The organism is Amycolatopsis rhizosphaerae (genome assembly GCF_007713715.1).
In the GTDB taxonomy this organism is placed as follows: Bacteria; Actinomycetota; Actinomycetes; order Mycobacteriales; family Pseudonocardiaceae; genus Amycolatopsis_E; species Amycolatopsis_E rhizosphaerae.
The window spans coordinates 1-15,007 of record NZ_VJWX01000137.1 but is presented as its reverse complement, the minus strand read 5'-3'; the positions used below and the strand labels follow the sequence as shown (position 1 = coordinate 15,007).

15 protein-coding genes are annotated in these 15,007 nt (G+C 70.0%); 8 read left to right on the top strand and 7 right to left on the bottom strand.

What is annotated here, in order from left to right; translation table 11 throughout:
• Positions 1-45 precede the first annotated feature (45 nt).
• Together FNH05_RS15770 and FNH05_RS15765 are read right to left on the bottom strand one after the other, a co-directional pair.
• Entirely contained in the window at positions 46-1,833 is a 1,788-nt protein-coding gene (locus FNH05_RS15770) for a thiamine pyrophosphate-requiring protein (protein WP_144588880.1), read from the bottom strand.
• A 70-nt stretch (positions 1,834-1,903) separates the two neighbouring features.
• A complete protein-coding gene (locus FNH05_RS15765; protein WP_144588878.1) occupies positions 1,904-2,926 on the bottom strand; it encodes a Ppx/GppA phosphatase family protein in 1,023 nt (340 codons plus the stop codon).
• Between the two features lie 106 nt (positions 2,927-3,032).
• Here FNH05_RS15765 and cutA point away from each other — a divergent pair, with 106 nt between their 5' ends.
• The 3 genes from cutA to FNH05_RS15750 all read left to right on the top strand — a co-directional run bounded on the left by cutA (position 3,033) and on the right by FNH05_RS15750 (position 5,960).
• Positions 3,033-3,353 carry a divalent-cation tolerance protein CutA gene (gene cutA, locus FNH05_RS15760; protein WP_144588876.1) on the top strand — a complete coding sequence of 107 codons (321 nt, stop codon included), beginning with the start codon at positions 3,033-3,035 and terminating at the stop codon, positions 3,351-3,353.
• A 93-nt stretch (positions 3,354-3,446) separates the two neighbouring features.
• Positions 3,447-4,751, top strand: coding sequence for a glycoside hydrolase family 1 protein (locus FNH05_RS15755; protein ID WP_144588874.1), 1,305 nt, complete (start codon positions 3,447-3,449; stop codon positions 4,749-4,751).
• 123 nt (positions 4,752-4,874) lie between these two features.
• Positions 4,875-5,960, top strand: a complete 1,086-nt coding sequence (locus tag FNH05_RS15750) for an MBL fold metallo-hydrolase (RefSeq protein WP_144588872.1) — start codon at positions 4,875-4,877, stop codon at positions 5,958-5,960.
• 10 nt (positions 5,961-5,970) lie between these two features.
• Here FNH05_RS15750 and FNH05_RS15745 read toward each other — a convergent pair whose 3' ends face one another.
• Positions 5,971-6,354: a TIGR03618 family F420-dependent PPOX class oxidoreductase gene (locus tag FNH05_RS15745; protein ID WP_144588870.1), complete on the bottom strand. Its 384-nt coding sequence runs from the start codon at positions 6,352-6,354 to the stop codon at positions 5,971-5,973.
• An 80-nt stretch (positions 6,355-6,434) separates the two neighbouring features.
• Here FNH05_RS15745 and FNH05_RS15740 point away from each other — a divergent pair, with 80 nt between their 5' ends.
• Positions 6,435-7,199, top strand: coding sequence for a metal-dependent hydrolase (locus tag FNH05_RS15740; protein WP_144588882.1), 765 nt, complete (start codon positions 6,435-6,437; stop codon positions 7,197-7,199).
• Between the two features lie 55 nt (positions 7,200-7,254).
• Entirely contained in the window at positions 7,255-7,839 is a 585-nt protein-coding gene (locus FNH05_RS15735; RefSeq protein ID WP_144588869.1) for a TetR/AcrR family transcriptional regulator, read from the top strand.
• Here the strand turns inward: FNH05_RS15735 and FNH05_RS15730 are convergent.
• The 3 genes from FNH05_RS15730 to FNH05_RS15720 all read right to left on the bottom strand — a co-directional run bounded on the left by FNH05_RS15730 (position 7,836) and on the right by FNH05_RS15720 (position 11,879).
• On the bottom strand, positions 7,836-9,287 hold the full coding sequence (locus FNH05_RS15730; protein ID WP_144588866.1) for an NAD-dependent succinate-semialdehyde dehydrogenase: 1,452 nt from the start codon (positions 9,285-9,287) through the stop codon (positions 7,836-7,838). The two genes, FNH05_RS15735 and FNH05_RS15730, sit on opposite strands and share 4 nt — an antisense overlap.
• Positions 9,288-9,378: 91 nt before the next feature.
• Positions 9,379-10,977, bottom strand: coding sequence for an ABC transporter permease (locus FNH05_RS15725; RefSeq protein ID WP_144588864.1), 1,599 nt, complete (start codon positions 10,975-10,977; stop codon positions 9,379-9,381).
• Positions 10,974-11,879: an ABC transporter ATP-binding protein gene (locus FNH05_RS15720; RefSeq protein WP_144588862.1), complete on the bottom strand. Its 906-nt coding sequence runs from the start codon at positions 11,877-11,879 to the stop codon at positions 10,974-10,976. The genes FNH05_RS15725 and FNH05_RS15720 overlap by 4 nt, the downstream gene beginning before the upstream one ends.
• A 95-nt stretch (positions 11,880-11,974) precedes the next feature.
• Here FNH05_RS15720 and FNH05_RS15715 point away from each other — a divergent pair, with 95 nt between their 5' ends.
• The gene (locus tag FNH05_RS15715) at positions 11,975-12,493 is read left to right on the top strand and encodes a GbsR/MarR family transcriptional regulator (RefSeq protein ID WP_144588860.1); all 519 of its coding nucleotides are present in this window, start codon (positions 11,975-11,977) and stop codon (positions 12,491-12,493) included.
• On the opposite strand, the gene FNH05_RS15710 is transcribed toward FNH05_RS15715, so the two are convergent.
• The gene (locus FNH05_RS15710; RefSeq protein ID WP_144588858.1) at positions 12,465-13,052 is read right to left on the bottom strand and encodes a TetR/AcrR family transcriptional regulator; all 588 of its coding nucleotides are present in this window, start codon (positions 13,050-13,052) and stop codon (positions 12,465-12,467) included. The two genes, FNH05_RS15715 and FNH05_RS15710, sit on opposite strands and share 29 nt — an antisense overlap.
• 88 nt (positions 13,053-13,140) lie before the next feature.
• Here FNH05_RS15710 and FNH05_RS15705 point away from each other — a divergent pair, with 88 nt between their 5' ends.
• Both FNH05_RS15705 and FNH05_RS15700 read left to right on the top strand, forming a co-directional pair.
• Positions 13,141-13,776 (top strand): NAD(P)-dependent oxidoreductase, encoded by a 636-nt coding sequence (locus tag FNH05_RS15705; protein WP_144588856.1) that lies wholly within the window; start codon positions 13,141-13,143, stop codon positions 13,774-13,776.
• A gap of 213 nt (positions 13,777-13,989) precedes the next feature.
• Positions 13,990-15,007 (top strand): C1 family peptidase (locus FNH05_RS15700; protein ID WP_144588854.1); only part of this gene is annotated, 1,018 nt, incomplete at its 3' end.

Genomic DNA, 15,007 nt, shown 5'->3' with positions numbered 1-15,007 from the left:
GTCCCTTCACGGTCGATACGACTGTGAAGGGACCCTTCACGGCGCTCAGCGGCTGGGGAGCAGCTCCTCGGCCTTCGTCCGGATGCCCTGGGTCAGCATGTGCCAGCTGTCCGGGTCGCCCTTGAGCAGCGCCTCCGCCGCCGACTTGACCTGCTCGAAGGTGGCGTGCGGCGGGATCGGCGGCACCTCCGGGTCGCACCGGACGTCCAGCACCGCGGGCCGGTCCGCGGCCAGCACCCGGTCCCAGGCGGCGCCGAGTTCGTCCGGCCGGTCCACCGCGATCGCCTCGAACCCGAGCGACCGGGCGAAGTCCGCGTAGGAGACCTCCGGAATGGCTTGGGATTCCACGAACTTCGGGGCGCCACCCATCGCACGCAGCTCCCAGGTCACCTGGTTGAGATCGTTGTTGTGGAACACGCAGACGATCAGGCGTGGATCGGTCCACAGCTGCCGGTACCGGGCGATCGTGATCAGCTCCGCCAGTCCGTTCATCTGCATCGCGCCGTCCCCGACGAGGGCGACCACCGGCCGTTCGGGATGGGCGAACTTGGCGCCGATCGCGTAGGGCACGCCCGGACCCATGGTGGCCAGGGTGCCGGACAGCGAGCCGCGCATCCGGCCGCGGAAGCGCAGGTTCCGCGCGTACCAGTTCGTCGAGGAACCGGAGTCCGCGGTGACGACGGCGTCTTCGGGGATGCGTTCGGACAGTTCGTGCACCACCCGCATCGGGTTCACCGGCTTGGCGTCGAGCATCGCCTGCCGCGCCACGGTCGACCACCAGTCGTGGACGTTCTTCTCGATCGTCTCGAGCCAGGAGCGGTTTTCCTTGCGCTGCACCATCGGCAGCAGTGCCCGCAGCGTCGCCTTCGCCTCGCCGACGAGGTTCACCTCGGTCGGATAACGCATCCCGATCATGCTGCCGTCGATGTCGATCTGCACCGCCCTGGCCTTGCCGAACTCCGGCAGGAACTGGCTGTACGGGAAGTTCGAGCCGACGATCAGCAGCGTGTCGCAGTCTCGCATCAGCTCGTAGCTCGGGCGCGTGCCCAGCAGGCCGATCGCGCCGGTGACGTAGGGCAGGTCGTCGGGCAGCACATCCTTGCCCAGCAAGGCCTTCGCCACACCCGCCCCGGTCAGCTCCGCGATCCGGACGACCTCGTCCGCCGCGTTCCGCGCGCCCTGCCCGATCAGGATCGCGACCTTCTCCCCGGCGTTGAGCACCTCGGCCGCGTGGGCCAACTCGTCCTCCGGCGGGACGACCACCGGATGCGGCCACGACGGCGCGCTCGACGGCATCTGCTTGAACGCGTGCTTCGGCGGGTGGTACTCCTGTTCCTGCAGGTCCGACGGGATGATCAGGGCGGTCGGTGCCCGCCTGGCCAGCGCGGTCCTGATCGCGCGGTCCAACGCGTTCGGAAGCTGCTCGGCGACGTTCACCTCGACCAGATACTCGCTGGCCACGTCTTTGAACAGCGGTTGCAGGTCGACCTCCTGCTGGTAGCTGCCGCCCATCGCGCTGCGCGCGGTCTGCCCGACGATGGCCACCACCGGCACGTGGTCGAGTTTCGCGTCGTAGAGCCCGTTGAGCAGGTGGATGGCCCCGGGGCCCGAAGTGGCCATGCACACCCCGACCTGGCCGCTGAACTTCGCGTAGCCCACGGCGGCGAACGCCGCCATCTCCTCGTGGCGTGTCTGCACGAACCGTGGCTGGTTGTCGGCCTTGCCGAACGCGGCGACGAGGCCGTTGATGCCATCGCCGGGGTAGGCGAACACCTGCTCCACGCCCCATTCGCGCAACCGTCGCAACAGGTAGTCGCCAACCGTCTCGGCCATGGTTTTCCTCCTCGGGCTTTCGGCTCGGTCCCGCCAACGGGCTACCCGGCCGACCGGGGGCGACACATGCTCAGGCGTTCAACCGGTCGGGCACCGGATGCAGCACCGCGGCGTCGCGGGAGGGGCTGACGGCGTTGACCGCCTGCAGCGGCAGCAGTTCGCGGTGGACCTGGAGCGAGGCGAGGTGGTGCAGCATGATGCCCTCACGCAGGGCCCACGGGCAGATGTCCACGCCTTTGATGTCCAAAGTGTCCATTGCCGACTTCGCCACGATCGCACCGGCAAGGATCTGCCGGGCACGGGGCGCCGAAACGCCGCGCAGCTTGGCGCGTTCCATCGCGCACATCCCGGCCAGGCGCGGGATCCAGTCCCCGGCCGCCTCGGCGGTCAGGCTGCGTCGCACGAACGGTCCCTTGCGCTGGGGCGGGGCACCGGCGAGCCGGGCGAGCTGCTTGAAGGTCTTCGAGGTGCCCACGGCTCGCGCGGGTACGCCCTCCCAGCGCAACCGGTCGGCCACCTCGCGGAGCATGCTCCGGACGTAGCGCCGCAACTCCTTCACCTGGCCCCGCGTCGGCGGGTCGTCGTGCAGGAACCGGCGGGTCAGTCGTCCGGCGCCGAGCGGCAGGGACAGCGTCAGGTCGGGTTCGGCGTCGCGGCCCAGCGCGATCTCCAGCGAGCCGCCACCGATGTCGAGCAGCAGGAGGCGGCCCGAGGACCAGCCGTACCAGCGGTGCGCCGCCGCATAGGTCAGCCGGGCCTCGTCCTCGCCGGTCAGGAACTGCGGGCGCACGCCGGTGCGTTCCTCGATCCGGTCGAGGATCTCGTCCCGGTTGGTGGCGTCCCGGATGGCGGAGGTGGCGAACAGGAACAGTTGCTGGACCCGGTGTCGCCGCGCGGCGGCGAGGGTTTCCGCGACGGCGTCGATCGCACGGCAGACCCCCTCCTCGGCCACCGCGCCGTTTTCCTCGATCAGCTCCGCCAGGCGCGTCGGCTCCTTGACCGCGAGCGCGGGCAGGGGCGGGGCGCCGGGGTGCGCGTCCACGATCTGCAGCTGCGCGGAGTTGGATCCGATGTCGAGCACGCCTAATCGCATGAGAGCGGTAGTACCCGCATCGCCGATCGGTGACACGGCTTCGTCGCCCGTCCGGGGGGAGGTTTCCTTCCACCGGGTGCGCGCCGGGGGCGGTAGCCTGCTGCGCATGCCGGAGCACGTGATCGTTTCGACCACCACCGACCGCGAGGAGACCGCGCGTGAGCTGGCCGGGAAGGCGGTCGAGGCGAAGCTCGGCGCGTGCGCGCAGATCATCGGCCCGATCAGCAGCGTCTACCGATGGGAGGGCCGGATCCGGACCGACACCGAATGGCGGGTCGAGATCAAGACGGCCGCGGACCGGGCCGGGGCGCTCGTGGAGCTGATCCGTGAGAACCACGGCTACGACGTGCCGGAGATCATCGCGACTCCCATCGAAGGCGGCAGCGCCGAGTACCTCGCCTGGTTGACCGGCGAAACTCGCCCCTGACCGGCAGAGCTTCTTCGCGGCGTTCCACGGGTAACGCGCAGCGGAGTCGGTCGTTGACCTTGCGTGGTCGAAAACGCAAATATCTTTCGCGTAATGCGCCGGGTGTGGGTATTCGCCGCCGTTGTCGTGCTGACCGCGTCGCTGGGCTCGCCGAGTGCCGGCGCCGCCGCTTGGTCACGCGCGTTCTACTGGGGCGTCGCCACCGCCGGCTACCAGAACGAGGGGAGCGCGCCGGACAGCAACTGGTCGCGGTACGTCGCCCGCACCGCGAGCGCGGACCGGTACGCCGACGGCGTCGACTTCCGGCACCGCTATCCCGAGGACATCAGGCTCGCCGCCGGGATGGGGGTGAACACGTTCCGGTTCAGCGTCGAGTGGGCCAGGGTCGAACCGCAGCCCGGCGTGTGGGACGAGCAGGAACTCGCCTACTACGACGACGTGATCCGGCAGATCCGTCAGGCCGGGATGACGCCGATGATCACCCTCAGCCACTGGGTGTATCCCGGCTGGGTGGCCGACCGCGGCGGGTTCGCCGACGCCCGCACCGTGGACGATTTCCTCGCCTTCACGAGCAGGATCGTGCAGCGCTACCGCGAGCTGGGCGTGCTGTGGGTGACCTTCAACGAGCCGGTCGCCTTCCTCACCCAGGAACTCAGGATCGGCGCGGTGAACGTGTTCCAGATCCCGGCCTGGCAGGCCGACGTGGTGCGGGCCCACCGGCAGGCCTACGACCTGATCCACCGGCTCGACCCGAGCGGCAAGGTCACCAGCAACCAGTCCTTCTATTCGGGCTTCAACGCGGCCACCGATCTGGTCGTGATGGACCAGATCAAGGACAAGGTCGACTTCATCGGTCTCGACTACTACTACGGCGTCAGCCTCGACAACCTCACCGCGGTCAATGGGATCTCCGGCGAGTTCTGGAAGATCAAACTGCAGCCCGAGGGGATCTACGACGCGCTGCGCTACTACGCCGGCCGGTACCCCGAACTTCCCTTGTACATCGTGGAAAACGGCATGCCGACCGACAACGCGCAGCCGCGCGCCGACGGGTACACGCGGTCGGCCGCACTGCAGGACTCGATCTTCTGGGTGCAGCGGGCGAAGGCCGACGGGATGAACGTGATCGGCTACAACTACTGGAGCATCACCGACAACTACGAATGGGGCAGCTACCGGCCCCGGTTCGGTCTGTACACAGTGGACGCTCTTGCCGATCCGGCGCTGACCCGGAGGCCCACCGACGCGGTGCCGGTGTACCGGCAGGTCATCGCGAACGCCGGGGTGCCGTCCGGCTACCACCTGGTGCAGGGGCCGTCGGCCTGCTCGCTGGTCGACCCGCTGGTCAGCTGCGTTTCCCCGGCGAATCCGGACGGCCCGCTCGCGCCGCTGCGCTGAGCTTGCCGGTGTGGGGTCCCCGCGCAGTGAGGGACCCCACACGAAGGATAACCGGCTGGGGGTCACCCTCTGGGTCCACGACGTGTGGGGAACTTCCGTTCGCAGTGGGTAGTTTCTCAGGACATGGCGAGCAAATTCCGGTGGACGGTTCCGGCGCTGATCGGCGCCCTTGGCTGGGCGTTGTGGGAGATACCCCTGGCGTTCGGGGGCAGGCCCGATCTCGAGGTGATGCGCCGGTCGCCCCAGTTCCGTGACGGCCGGTTCCGCAATCTCGCCCCGCCGGTGATGCCGAACACCGCCACCGGCACGGACCTGCTGCGCGAGATGCTGTTCGGCGGTCAGCGCCGCCGCCCCGCCGGGCCGATCCCGCTCGTGCCGCCCCGTCCGGACAGCCCGGACCAGGGGCTGCACGTCACGTGGTACGGCCACGCCTCCTCGCTGGTCGAACTCGACGGCGCGCGTGTGCTCATCGACCCCGTGTGGAGCGAGCGGGTTTCGCCGTCGCGGTTCGTCGGACCCCGCCGGATGCACAGGCCGCCGCACAAGCTGGAGGAGTTGCCGCGGCTGGACGCGATCATCGTCTCGCACGACCACTACGACCATCTCGACGCGAGCGCCGTCCGGACGCTGACCCGGACGCAGGAGGCGCCGTTCGTCGTCCCGCTCGGGGTGGGCGCGCACCTGCGGCGCTGGCGAGTGCCCGCCGCGCGCATCATCGAACTCGACTGGCACGAGACCACCGAGATCGCCGGGCTGCGGATCACCGCGGCCGACGCGCAGCACTTCTCCGGCCGCGCCTTCACCCGCAACAACACCCTGTGGGCGTCGTGGGTGATCGCCGGGGCGAAGCGCCGGGTGTTCTACACCGCCGATTCGGGCTACTTCGCCGGCTACGCGGAAATCGGCCGCAAGTACGGTCCGTTCGACGCCGCGCTGGTCCAGATCGGCGCGTACCACCCGGCGTGGCCGGACATCCACATGACACCGGAGGAGGGCGTGGCCGCGCATCTCGACGTGCGCGGTGGCCTGCTCATCCCGGTGCACTGGGGCACCTTCCGCCTGGCACTGCACGCGTGGGACGAACCCGTGGAACGCGTGTGGCGGGAGGCGAAGGCGCACGACGTCGCGCTGGCCGTGCCCCGCCCAGGGGAGCGGATCGACGTCGACGGCGTGCCCCAGGTCGATCCCTGGTGGCAGGCCCTCGGCTGACGCGCGGGTTTCAGGACAGGCCGAGCCTGCGGTCCACGGTGATCTCGATGACCACCCGCTGCGGGTTCGGCCGCGGGGGCTTGCCGTACCGGGCGGTGTAGCGCGCCTCGGCGTCGCGCACCGACTCGGGGTCTTCGCGCACCACAGCGACGCCTTCCAGTGTGGACCAGCGCCTCCCGTCGACTTGGCACACCGCCGCGCGCGCTCCGCCTTCGCCTGCCGCACGGACGTTTCGGGCCTTGGCACTGCCACGCGAGCAGATCACGCGCGCCACGGTGAGGTCCTCCTCCACCATGACGCACACCGGCACCACGTGCGGCGAACCGTCGCCGCGCAGGGTGGTGAGGGTGCTCAGCAACCGTTCGGCCCAGAACCGCCGAAGTTCCTCGCTCATCCGCACCCTCCTGGCCCGCACGGTCGTTCCGCGCCCCGTCCTGGTCTTCGGGACACCTTATTGCCAAGATCGTTTCCATGATGGGCCGCACGCACGCACTGACCGGCTGGTGTACCGGACTCGCCATCGCTCCCGTGATCGGGGCGGGCACCGTGCACCAAGCCGCGGCTTTTGCCGCCACCACAGCAGGTTTCGCCCTGCTGCCCGATCTCGACCACCCCGGCGCCGGTGCGTCGAAGCTGCTCGGCCCGGTGACGGGCGGCTTGTCCTGGTTGCTGCGCCGCACGTCGGCCGCGGTGTACCAGGTGACGAAGGGACCGCGCGACGAGCGCGTCAAGGGCACGCACCGGCATCTGTCGCACACCGTGCTGTTCGCCGCCGCCATGGGCGCGCTGGCCACGTGGGGCTCGCGGGCGGGCGGCTGGTACGCGGTGGCCGGGATCGTGCTGTTCGGCATGGTGCTGGCCGCCGACGCCCTCGGCGACTGGTTGCTGTTCGTCGGTGGTGGTGCGGTGGTGTGGTGGGCCACCACCACCAGTGCCGCCGGTGAGCTGCAACAGCTGACCGGCTGGGTGGGACTGGCCGTGGCACTGGGCTGCGTGACGCACTGCCTCGGCGATTCGCTGACCGTGGCCGGATGTCCGTTCCTGTTCCCGGTCCCGATCGCGGGGGAGACCTGGTACGAACTGCGGCCGCCGTCGTTCCTGCGGTTCCGCACCGGCAAGCGGGCGGAAAACCTCGTGGTGTTCCCGGTCTGCGCGGTGCTGGGCGTCCTGCTCGTGCCCGGTGTGTGGGAATGGCTCGTCTCGCTGGTCAGCCATCCCGCCGTGCAGGCCGGGAACTGAGCGCGCCGTCACGTTTCCCGCGGGCGTTCCGGCCCGTGACACTAGAATCGGGTGGATGAACAGCCCCGCGAAACCGACCCTGCGCGCCGACGCCCGGCGCAACCGCGCGCGGGTTCTGGCGGCGGCGCAGGAGGCGTTCGCCGACGAGGGGCCTTCGGTGCCGCTCGACGAGATCGCCCGGCGGGCCGGGGTCGGCGCGGGCACGGTCTACCGGCACTTTCCCAGCAAGGAATCCCTGTTCCAGGCGGTGGTGCTGGACAGCATCGAGCAACTCACCGAACAGGCACGGGAGCGGCTCTGCGCGACGGATCCCGGCGAGGCGTTCTTCGAGTACTTCCGGCTGGTCGCCGAGCGGGCGGTGCTGAACAAGGCGCTGTGCGACGCGCTCGCCGCGGCCGGTGGGGTCGAGCCGAGTTCCGAGCAGCGCGCGGACTTCCGGGGCCGGCTGGCCGAGTTGCTCGCGCGGGCACAGCGGGCGGGCGCCGTGCGGGACGACATCACCGCGGAGGACCTCGTTCCGTTGCTGTCCGGGTACGTCGCCATCCTTCGCCAGTCGCCGGGAGACCTCGGCCGCGTGATCACCGACGGCCTCCGGGCCCACCCGCCCGGCCACGAAAACCGCTTCGACACAACGGGCTAGCTCGTCACGGACAGGGCCAGGTACTTCACGTCGAGGTACTCGTCGATCCCTTCGTCGCCGCCTTCGCGACCGAAACCGGAGGCCTTGATCCCGCCGAAGGGGGCGGCCGCGTTGGACACGAGCCCGGTGTTGATGCCGACCATCCCGGTGGACAGCCTTTCCCCGACGCGGACGGCGCGGTCGAGGTCGCGGGTGAACAGGTAGGCGACCAGCCCGAATTCCGTGTCGTCGGCGAGCCGGACGGCCTCGTCCTCGGTGTCGAAGGTGGTCACCGGGGCGACCGGGCCGAAGACCTCCTCCCGCAGGATGCGCGCGTCCGGTGGCACCTCCGTGAGCACCGTCGGTGCGTAGAAGAAACCCTTACCCGGCAAGGCTTTCGCCCCGACGACCGCCTGGGCGCCGCGATTGAGCGCGTCCTCGACCAGTTCACTCACCTTGTCGCGCTGCTCGGCGCTGATCAGGGGACCGACGCGCACCCCGTCCTCGGTGCCGTGCCCCACCTTCATGCCCGACATCTCTTCCGCCAGGCGCCGGACGAACTCGTCGGCCACCGAGGAATGCACGTGGAAACGGTTGGCGGCGACGCAGGATTCCCCGTTGTTGCGCATCTTCGCGGTCACCGCCCCCGCCACCGTGCGGTCGAGATCGGCGTCCGGGAACACCAGGAAGGGCGCGTTCCCGCCGAGTTCCATCGACATGCGCTGGAGGTTCGGGGCGCACAACTCGACGAGTTTGCGGCCGACTTCGGTGGAGCCGGTGAAGGACACCTTCCGGATCCGGGGATCGGCGAGGACCGGGCCGGACACGCGGCTTGCCGAGGTGGTCGGCAGCACGCTGAGCACGCCGTCGGGCAGTCCCGCTTCGCGCAGGATCGCGGCCAGGTTCAGCATCGACAGCGGGGTGAGCTGGGCCGGTTTCACGATCATCGTGCAGCCCGCGGCGATCGCGGGCCCGATCTTGCGGGTGCCCATCGCCAGCGGGAAGTTCCACGGGGTGATCAACAGGCAGGGGCCGACGGGCCGTCTGGTCACCAGGGTGCGGCCGCTGCCCGCGGGATTGCGCCCGTACCGGCCGTTGATCCGCACGGCCTCCTCGGAGAACCAGCGGAAGAACTCGGCGGCATAGGCGGCCTCGGCGCGGGATTCCTCCAGGCTCTTGCCCATTTCCAGCGTCATCAGGCGGGCGATGTCGTCGGTGCGGTCGGTCATCAACTGCCAGGCGCGACGCAGGATTTCGCCCCGATCGCGCGGTGCGGTCGCCGCCCAGGCCTCTTGCGCGCCGATGGCGGCGTCGATGGCTTCGCGGATGTCGGCGTCCTGCGCGTCGGAAACCTCGCACAGGCGTTGCTCGTTGCCGGGGTCCTGCACGGGGAACCGGCTGCCGTCGGCGGAATCCCGCCACTGCCCCGCTAGGAAGATCTGCCGGGGTACGCCCTCGAGTTCGCTCATGATTTCCGGCTACCCCGGACGAGAGGAAGTATGGGTATGAAAAGAGCCCGGGCCCCCGACCAGCCCGGGCTCTCTCCCCCGTGACCCGTGATTACCCGATGTCCCGGCGCCGGAAACCTGCCAAACCGGCGAAAAGTGTGACGAGCGCCATTCCGCTCAGCCACAGGAACGGGCCGGGGGTGAAGGCAGCGCTGGGGAACTTCGGGACGTGGGTGAACGGCGAGAGGTCGAGTACCGCCTGCGGCAGCCGGATCGCCGGTCCGTAGAGGGAAACCAGCAGGAATGCCGAGGCCACGCCCCAGCCGGCGGCGACACTGGCCCCGGGCAGGAACCCGAACACCAGCAAGGAGATCCCGGCGACCACCCACACGGCGGGCAGTTGGGCGACCGTCGAGCCAAGCACTCTCGGTAGCTGGACGCTCACATCATGCACGCGCAGACCGTGCAGCAGCCCGAGGGCCGTACCCGCCACGGCGAGCAGCAGGCCGCTGCCGAGGAACGGGAACACCAGGTGGCTTGCCGCCCAGCGCAGCCGCCGGGTTCCGGTCGCCAGCAGCGGTTCCAACCGCAGTGCCACCTCTTCCGAACGCATCCGCAGCGCCGCCTGCACCGAGTACATCGCCGCGATCATGCCGAACATCCCGGCCATCACGGCGAGGAACGCGTCCACCAGGCCCGAGCCGCCACCCATGCGCTGGACCATCTCGCGGGTCTGCGCGCTGTCGCCGACCACATCGCCGATGCCCGCCGCCATCGAGCCGAAGAGCGCGCCCGCGAGCGCGAAACCGGCGAGCCAGCCGAAAAGCGTGCCCCTGTGCAGGCGCCAGGCGAGGGCGAGCGGGGAATCCAGGCCCGGTGCGCCCGCCGCCGGTCCCAGCCGGGCGGGCAGGAGGCCCATGCCGACGTCCCGGCGCGCCAGCAGGCGGTACGCCACCAGGCCGAGGACGGCGGTGGTGGCCAGCGGCAGCAGCAGCACCCACCAGCGCTCGTGGGCGTACGGGCGGACCTGCGACGACCAGCCGAGCGGCGACAGCCAGGACAGCCAGCCGATGTCCCGGCTGGAGTCGCCGACGGCGCGCAGCAGGAACATCACGCCGAGCGTGGCGCAGGCGAGCCCGTTGGCCGTCCGCGAGTACTCGGCCAGCTGAGCCGTTATGGCGGCGACGGCGCACGCCACCCAGCCGACGAGCGTGACGCTCGCGCCGAATGCCACCGAGCCCGCGAGCGGCAGCTTCCCGCCCGCCAGGGACAGCGTGGCGACGAGCCCGGTCGCCAGCGCCGCGAGCCCGCCCGTGAGCAGACCCGCGGTCAATGCCGCGGAGCGCCCGGTCACGGTGGAGGACAGCAGTTCCTGCCGCCCCGAATCCTCTTCCTGCCGCGTGTGCCTGGTGACGGTGAAGACGCACGCCAGCGCGACGAACAGGGAGAGGAAGGCTCCGAAGCGCCAGGCGGTGAAACCGCCGGCGGTGGACAGGTCGAAGGCGGGGCCGTAGAGCAGCCGGATCGACGGGTTGGATCCGGTGGCCGCGGTGAGGGCGGCGCGACTGGCGGCATCGGGGTACAGCGTCGCGTAGGCACTCGCCGTAATGGCGGGCAGGACGCCGAGGAGGATCACCCACAGCGGAACCACGATCCGGTCCCGGCGCAGTGCCAGCCGGAGCAGCTGCCGGGTCCCGGCCAGTGCGTTCATCGGGTGCTCGCCTCCGCGGTGTAGTGCCGGAGGAACAGCTCCTCCAGCGTCGGGGGCTGGCTGGTCAGGCTGCGGACGCCGAGATCGGAGAGTTGCCGGAGGACCTTGTCCAGCGAGCGGGTTTCCACGTCGAACCGGACGCGGCCGCCGTCGACCCTGAGGTCGTGGACCTCGGGCAGCGAGCCGAGCCCGTTGGTCGTCCCCGTGCGGTCGGCGAGTTCCACCGTGATCGAAGTGCGGGTCAGGTGCCGCAGCTCGGCCAGTGTGCCGGTTTCCACGGTGCGGCCGTTGCGCACGATGCTGACGCGGTCGCACAGTGCCTCGACCTCGGCGAGGATGTGGCTGGACAGCAGCACCGTCCGGCCTTGCTCTCGCTCCTCCTGGATCGCGTACTGGAACGTGGCTTCCATCAGGGGGTCGAGGCCCGAGGTCGGCTCGTCCAGGATCAGCAGCTCCACATTGGACGCCAGGGCGGCGACGATGGCCACCTTCTGCCGGTTCCCCTTGGAATAGGTGCGGCCCTTCTTCCTGGGGTCCAGGTCGAAGCGCTCGATCAGTTCCTTGCGGCGCCGCTGGTCGAGCCCGCCGCGGAGCCTGCCGAGCAGGTCGATGACCTCGCCGCCGGAGAGGTTGGGCCAGAGGTTGACGTCGCCGGGGACGTAGGCGAGCCGCCGGTGCAGTTCCGCGGCGTCGCGCCAGGGGTCGCCGCCGAGCAGGCGGGCGGTGCCTCCGTCGGCGCGCAGGAGCCCGAGCAGGACTCGGACGGTGGTGGACTTCCCGGCGCCGTTCGGGCCGAGGAACCCGTGCACTTCACCCGTCCTGACCTGCAGGTCGAGGCCGTCGAGGGCCTTGGTCGGCCCGAACGACTTCGCCAGGCCGGAAACGGAGATCGCAAGATCCATGCGAGCAAAGCTACGCTTGTTTCAGAAATTTGTGAAGACTCGAAAAGTTTGGTGACGGTTGAAGCGCGTCACCCTGGCTACGAGAGGATGAAGCCATGTCGAGCCGACCCCAGTCCCAGCGTGATCCGGCCGCCGCCGTACCCGAAGAGGCCCTTCCCTTCGTGGAGAAGTTCGCGAACGCACTGGTCAACGCGGGCATGCAGCGTATGCCGGCGCGGGTCTTAGGGGCGACACTCGCCAGCAGGGAGGGCAGCCTGACCGCGAGTGAGCTGACCGAGGTGCTGCGGATCAGCCCGGCCGCGGTGTCCGGTGCGGTGCGCTACCTGGCCCAGCTCCGGCTGCTGCACCGCGGGCGCAAGCCGGGCGAGCGGCGCGACCACTTCTTCATCGGCAACGAACTCTGGTACGAAGTGGTCGGGCACGCCGACCAGGTGTACGGCACGCTGGCCAAGACCCTCGACGAGGGCGTGCAGGCGGTGGGCGTCGACACCGTCGCTGGGCGTCACCTCGCCGAGACCAGGGATTTCTTCGACTATCTGGCTGCGGAGCTGCCCCAACTGGTGAAGCGGTGGCGGGACCAGCGGCTCAGCCAAGCCCCTGAAGCAGGGTCTTGACCAGGCTTTTCGCCAGTTTCTCCCGTTCCTTGCCGCTGGGCTCGGCGTCGTCGAAGGCGGTGAGGAAGGCCTGCTGGAAGCAGGCGCCGAGCAGCAGGGCCGACAGGGCTTCCGGATCCGCCGAGCGGGGGAGGCGGCCGAGCCGTTGCTCGGCCTTGAGGTAGCGCACGAGACCTTCGTGCGGGTTGCGCGGACCGGCACCGTGGTCGGCCATCGCCTGGCGATGGCTCGTCAGCAGTTCCCTGGTGGAGAACAGTGACGCGGCGACCGGAAAGCTCTCGGTGTAGAAGTCGATGGCCAGGCGGGCGACCCGGGTGAGGTTCGCCCGCACCGTCCCGGTGCCCGCTCGCTCGGTGAGCTCCGTGAGCACCTTGCCGAGGCCGGGGAGCTGCTCGCTCAGCACGCTCCGGAACAGGTGCGCCTTGTCGGCGAAGTGCTTGTACAGCGTGGCCTCCGAGTAGCCCGCGACACGGGCGATCTCCTTCGTCGTCGCCCTTGCGTATCCCTGTTCGCGCATGACGCGCGTGGCCGCGGCGAGAATCTCTTCGCGTGTCCCCATTCTCAGTCCTCTCTCAGTACCGACTTGACGAGTGAGTAAGTACTTACTCACTCTAGTGGTAAGTGAACACTCACCTCAGGAGGAGAGCATGAAGATCACCGTGTTCGGCGCGAGCGGCGGAACCGGGGTGGAGGCGGTCCGGCAGGGGCTCGAGGCGGGCCACGAGGTGACGGCCGTGGTGCGCGACCGCGCGCGGCTGGCCGTCGGCGACCAGCCGCGGCTCGAAGTGGTGACCGCGGACGTGTTCGACCCGGACTCGCTCGTGTCCGCGATCACCGGGCGGGACGCGGTCATCTCCGCGCTGGGCGCCCGTGACCGCGGGCCGAGCACCATCTGCCGCGACGGGACGAGCGCCATCATGCGCGCGATGAAGACCGCGGAGGTCCGGCGCCTGGTCGTGGTCAGCAACAGCGGGATGCACACCGAAGGTGATTCCTTCTTCACCGGCCGGATCTTCAAGCCGGTTCTGATCAGGATCCTGCGAGAGGCCTATGCCGACATGCGGGTGATGGAGGAGCGCGTGACGGCGAGCGGGCTGGACTGGACGATCGTGCGCCCGCCGCGGCTGCGGGACTGGCCGCGGCGGGGCGCGGTGGCCACCGCGGTCGGCCGGAACGTGCGCGGCAGCTACAACATCGGTCGCGCCGATCTCGCGGGCTATCTGCTCGCCGCGGCGGCCGACGAAGGTCTCGTCCGCACCGCCGTCTCCGTGGCCCAGGGCTGAGTGGGACATCGGACGGAGAACGGTCACCGAAAGGGCCCTCACCTGGTGGAACGCTTTCCGGAGAGGGCACGGCGAGTGCACGACGTTAGGCCGAACGGGTGATTCTGGGGGCCTCCTACCAGCGAGTTCGAAAAAACTCCTGCCGGTGTGTATCTGGCGCGGTCCTCGCCGCGTCATAGGGGCATCGGTTGAACAAAGCCCACTGGAGGATGGATGAGCTCCGGCCGCTCGTGCGAGGAGGAGATCGCGGCGATCCGCGAATCTCTTGCCGCGCTGGGGGACCCGTGGCAGGCGGGGGAAACCTTGCTGAGCCGGCTGGAGAACGAGTCGCGTGCGTTGCGGCTGGGGGTGCCGGCCCCGAGCGCGGCCGAGGTGCGGGCGCGGGCGGACCTGCCCGCGCTGATGGCCGAGGCCGCGCTCGGGACCGCCGGGCAGCGGTGCATCGCGGCCAAGGCGCCGTCGGAAAGCCTTCCGCGTGCCTTCGACCTGCGGGACACCTGCGGCGGCGACTACACCACTCCGGTGAAGGACCAGGGGGAGTGCGGTTCGTGCGCGGCGTTCGGCGTGCTCGCGGTGTTGGAGGGCACCGCGGCGTACACGCGCCGGGCCGCCGGGCTGAACCTCGACCTGTCCGAGGCGCACCTCTTCTTCGGGCACGGGGCGCAGCGCGACTACACCAGCGCGAGCGGCGCGTGGCCGGACGAATTGTTCGACGACTGCGTTTCCAGGGGCGTCACTTTCGAGGATTACTGGCCCTACCACGACAACGGTTCCGGTTCGCTCAATCCGGACTGGCCTCACCGGCTCGCGCTGGCGGAGAAGGTCGTCGACCTGACCCGTGATCCGGCCGCCATCAAGCACCACATCTACGGCTACGGCCCGGTGACCGCGTGCATGGTGGTGTACGAGGACTTCTTCCACTACACCGGCGGGATCTACCGGCACACCACGGAGGAGACCAGCGGGGGGCACTGCGTCGCCCTCATCGGGTGGGACGACGAACAGGGCTGCTGGATCGCCAAGAACTCCTGGGGTACCGGCTGGGGGGAGGGCGGCTTCTTCCGGATCGCCTACGGCGAGGCCTTCATCGAGGACTATCCGGAGCCGCGGCCGACCACGCTGGGGTGCACGGGGGCGAATCTGCGCGCGTGGCTGCCCGAACAGCGCGCGCTGGGCCTGTTCGCCTCGGCACACTCCGACGGTGGATGGGTGCACCTGGAGAACCTGGGCT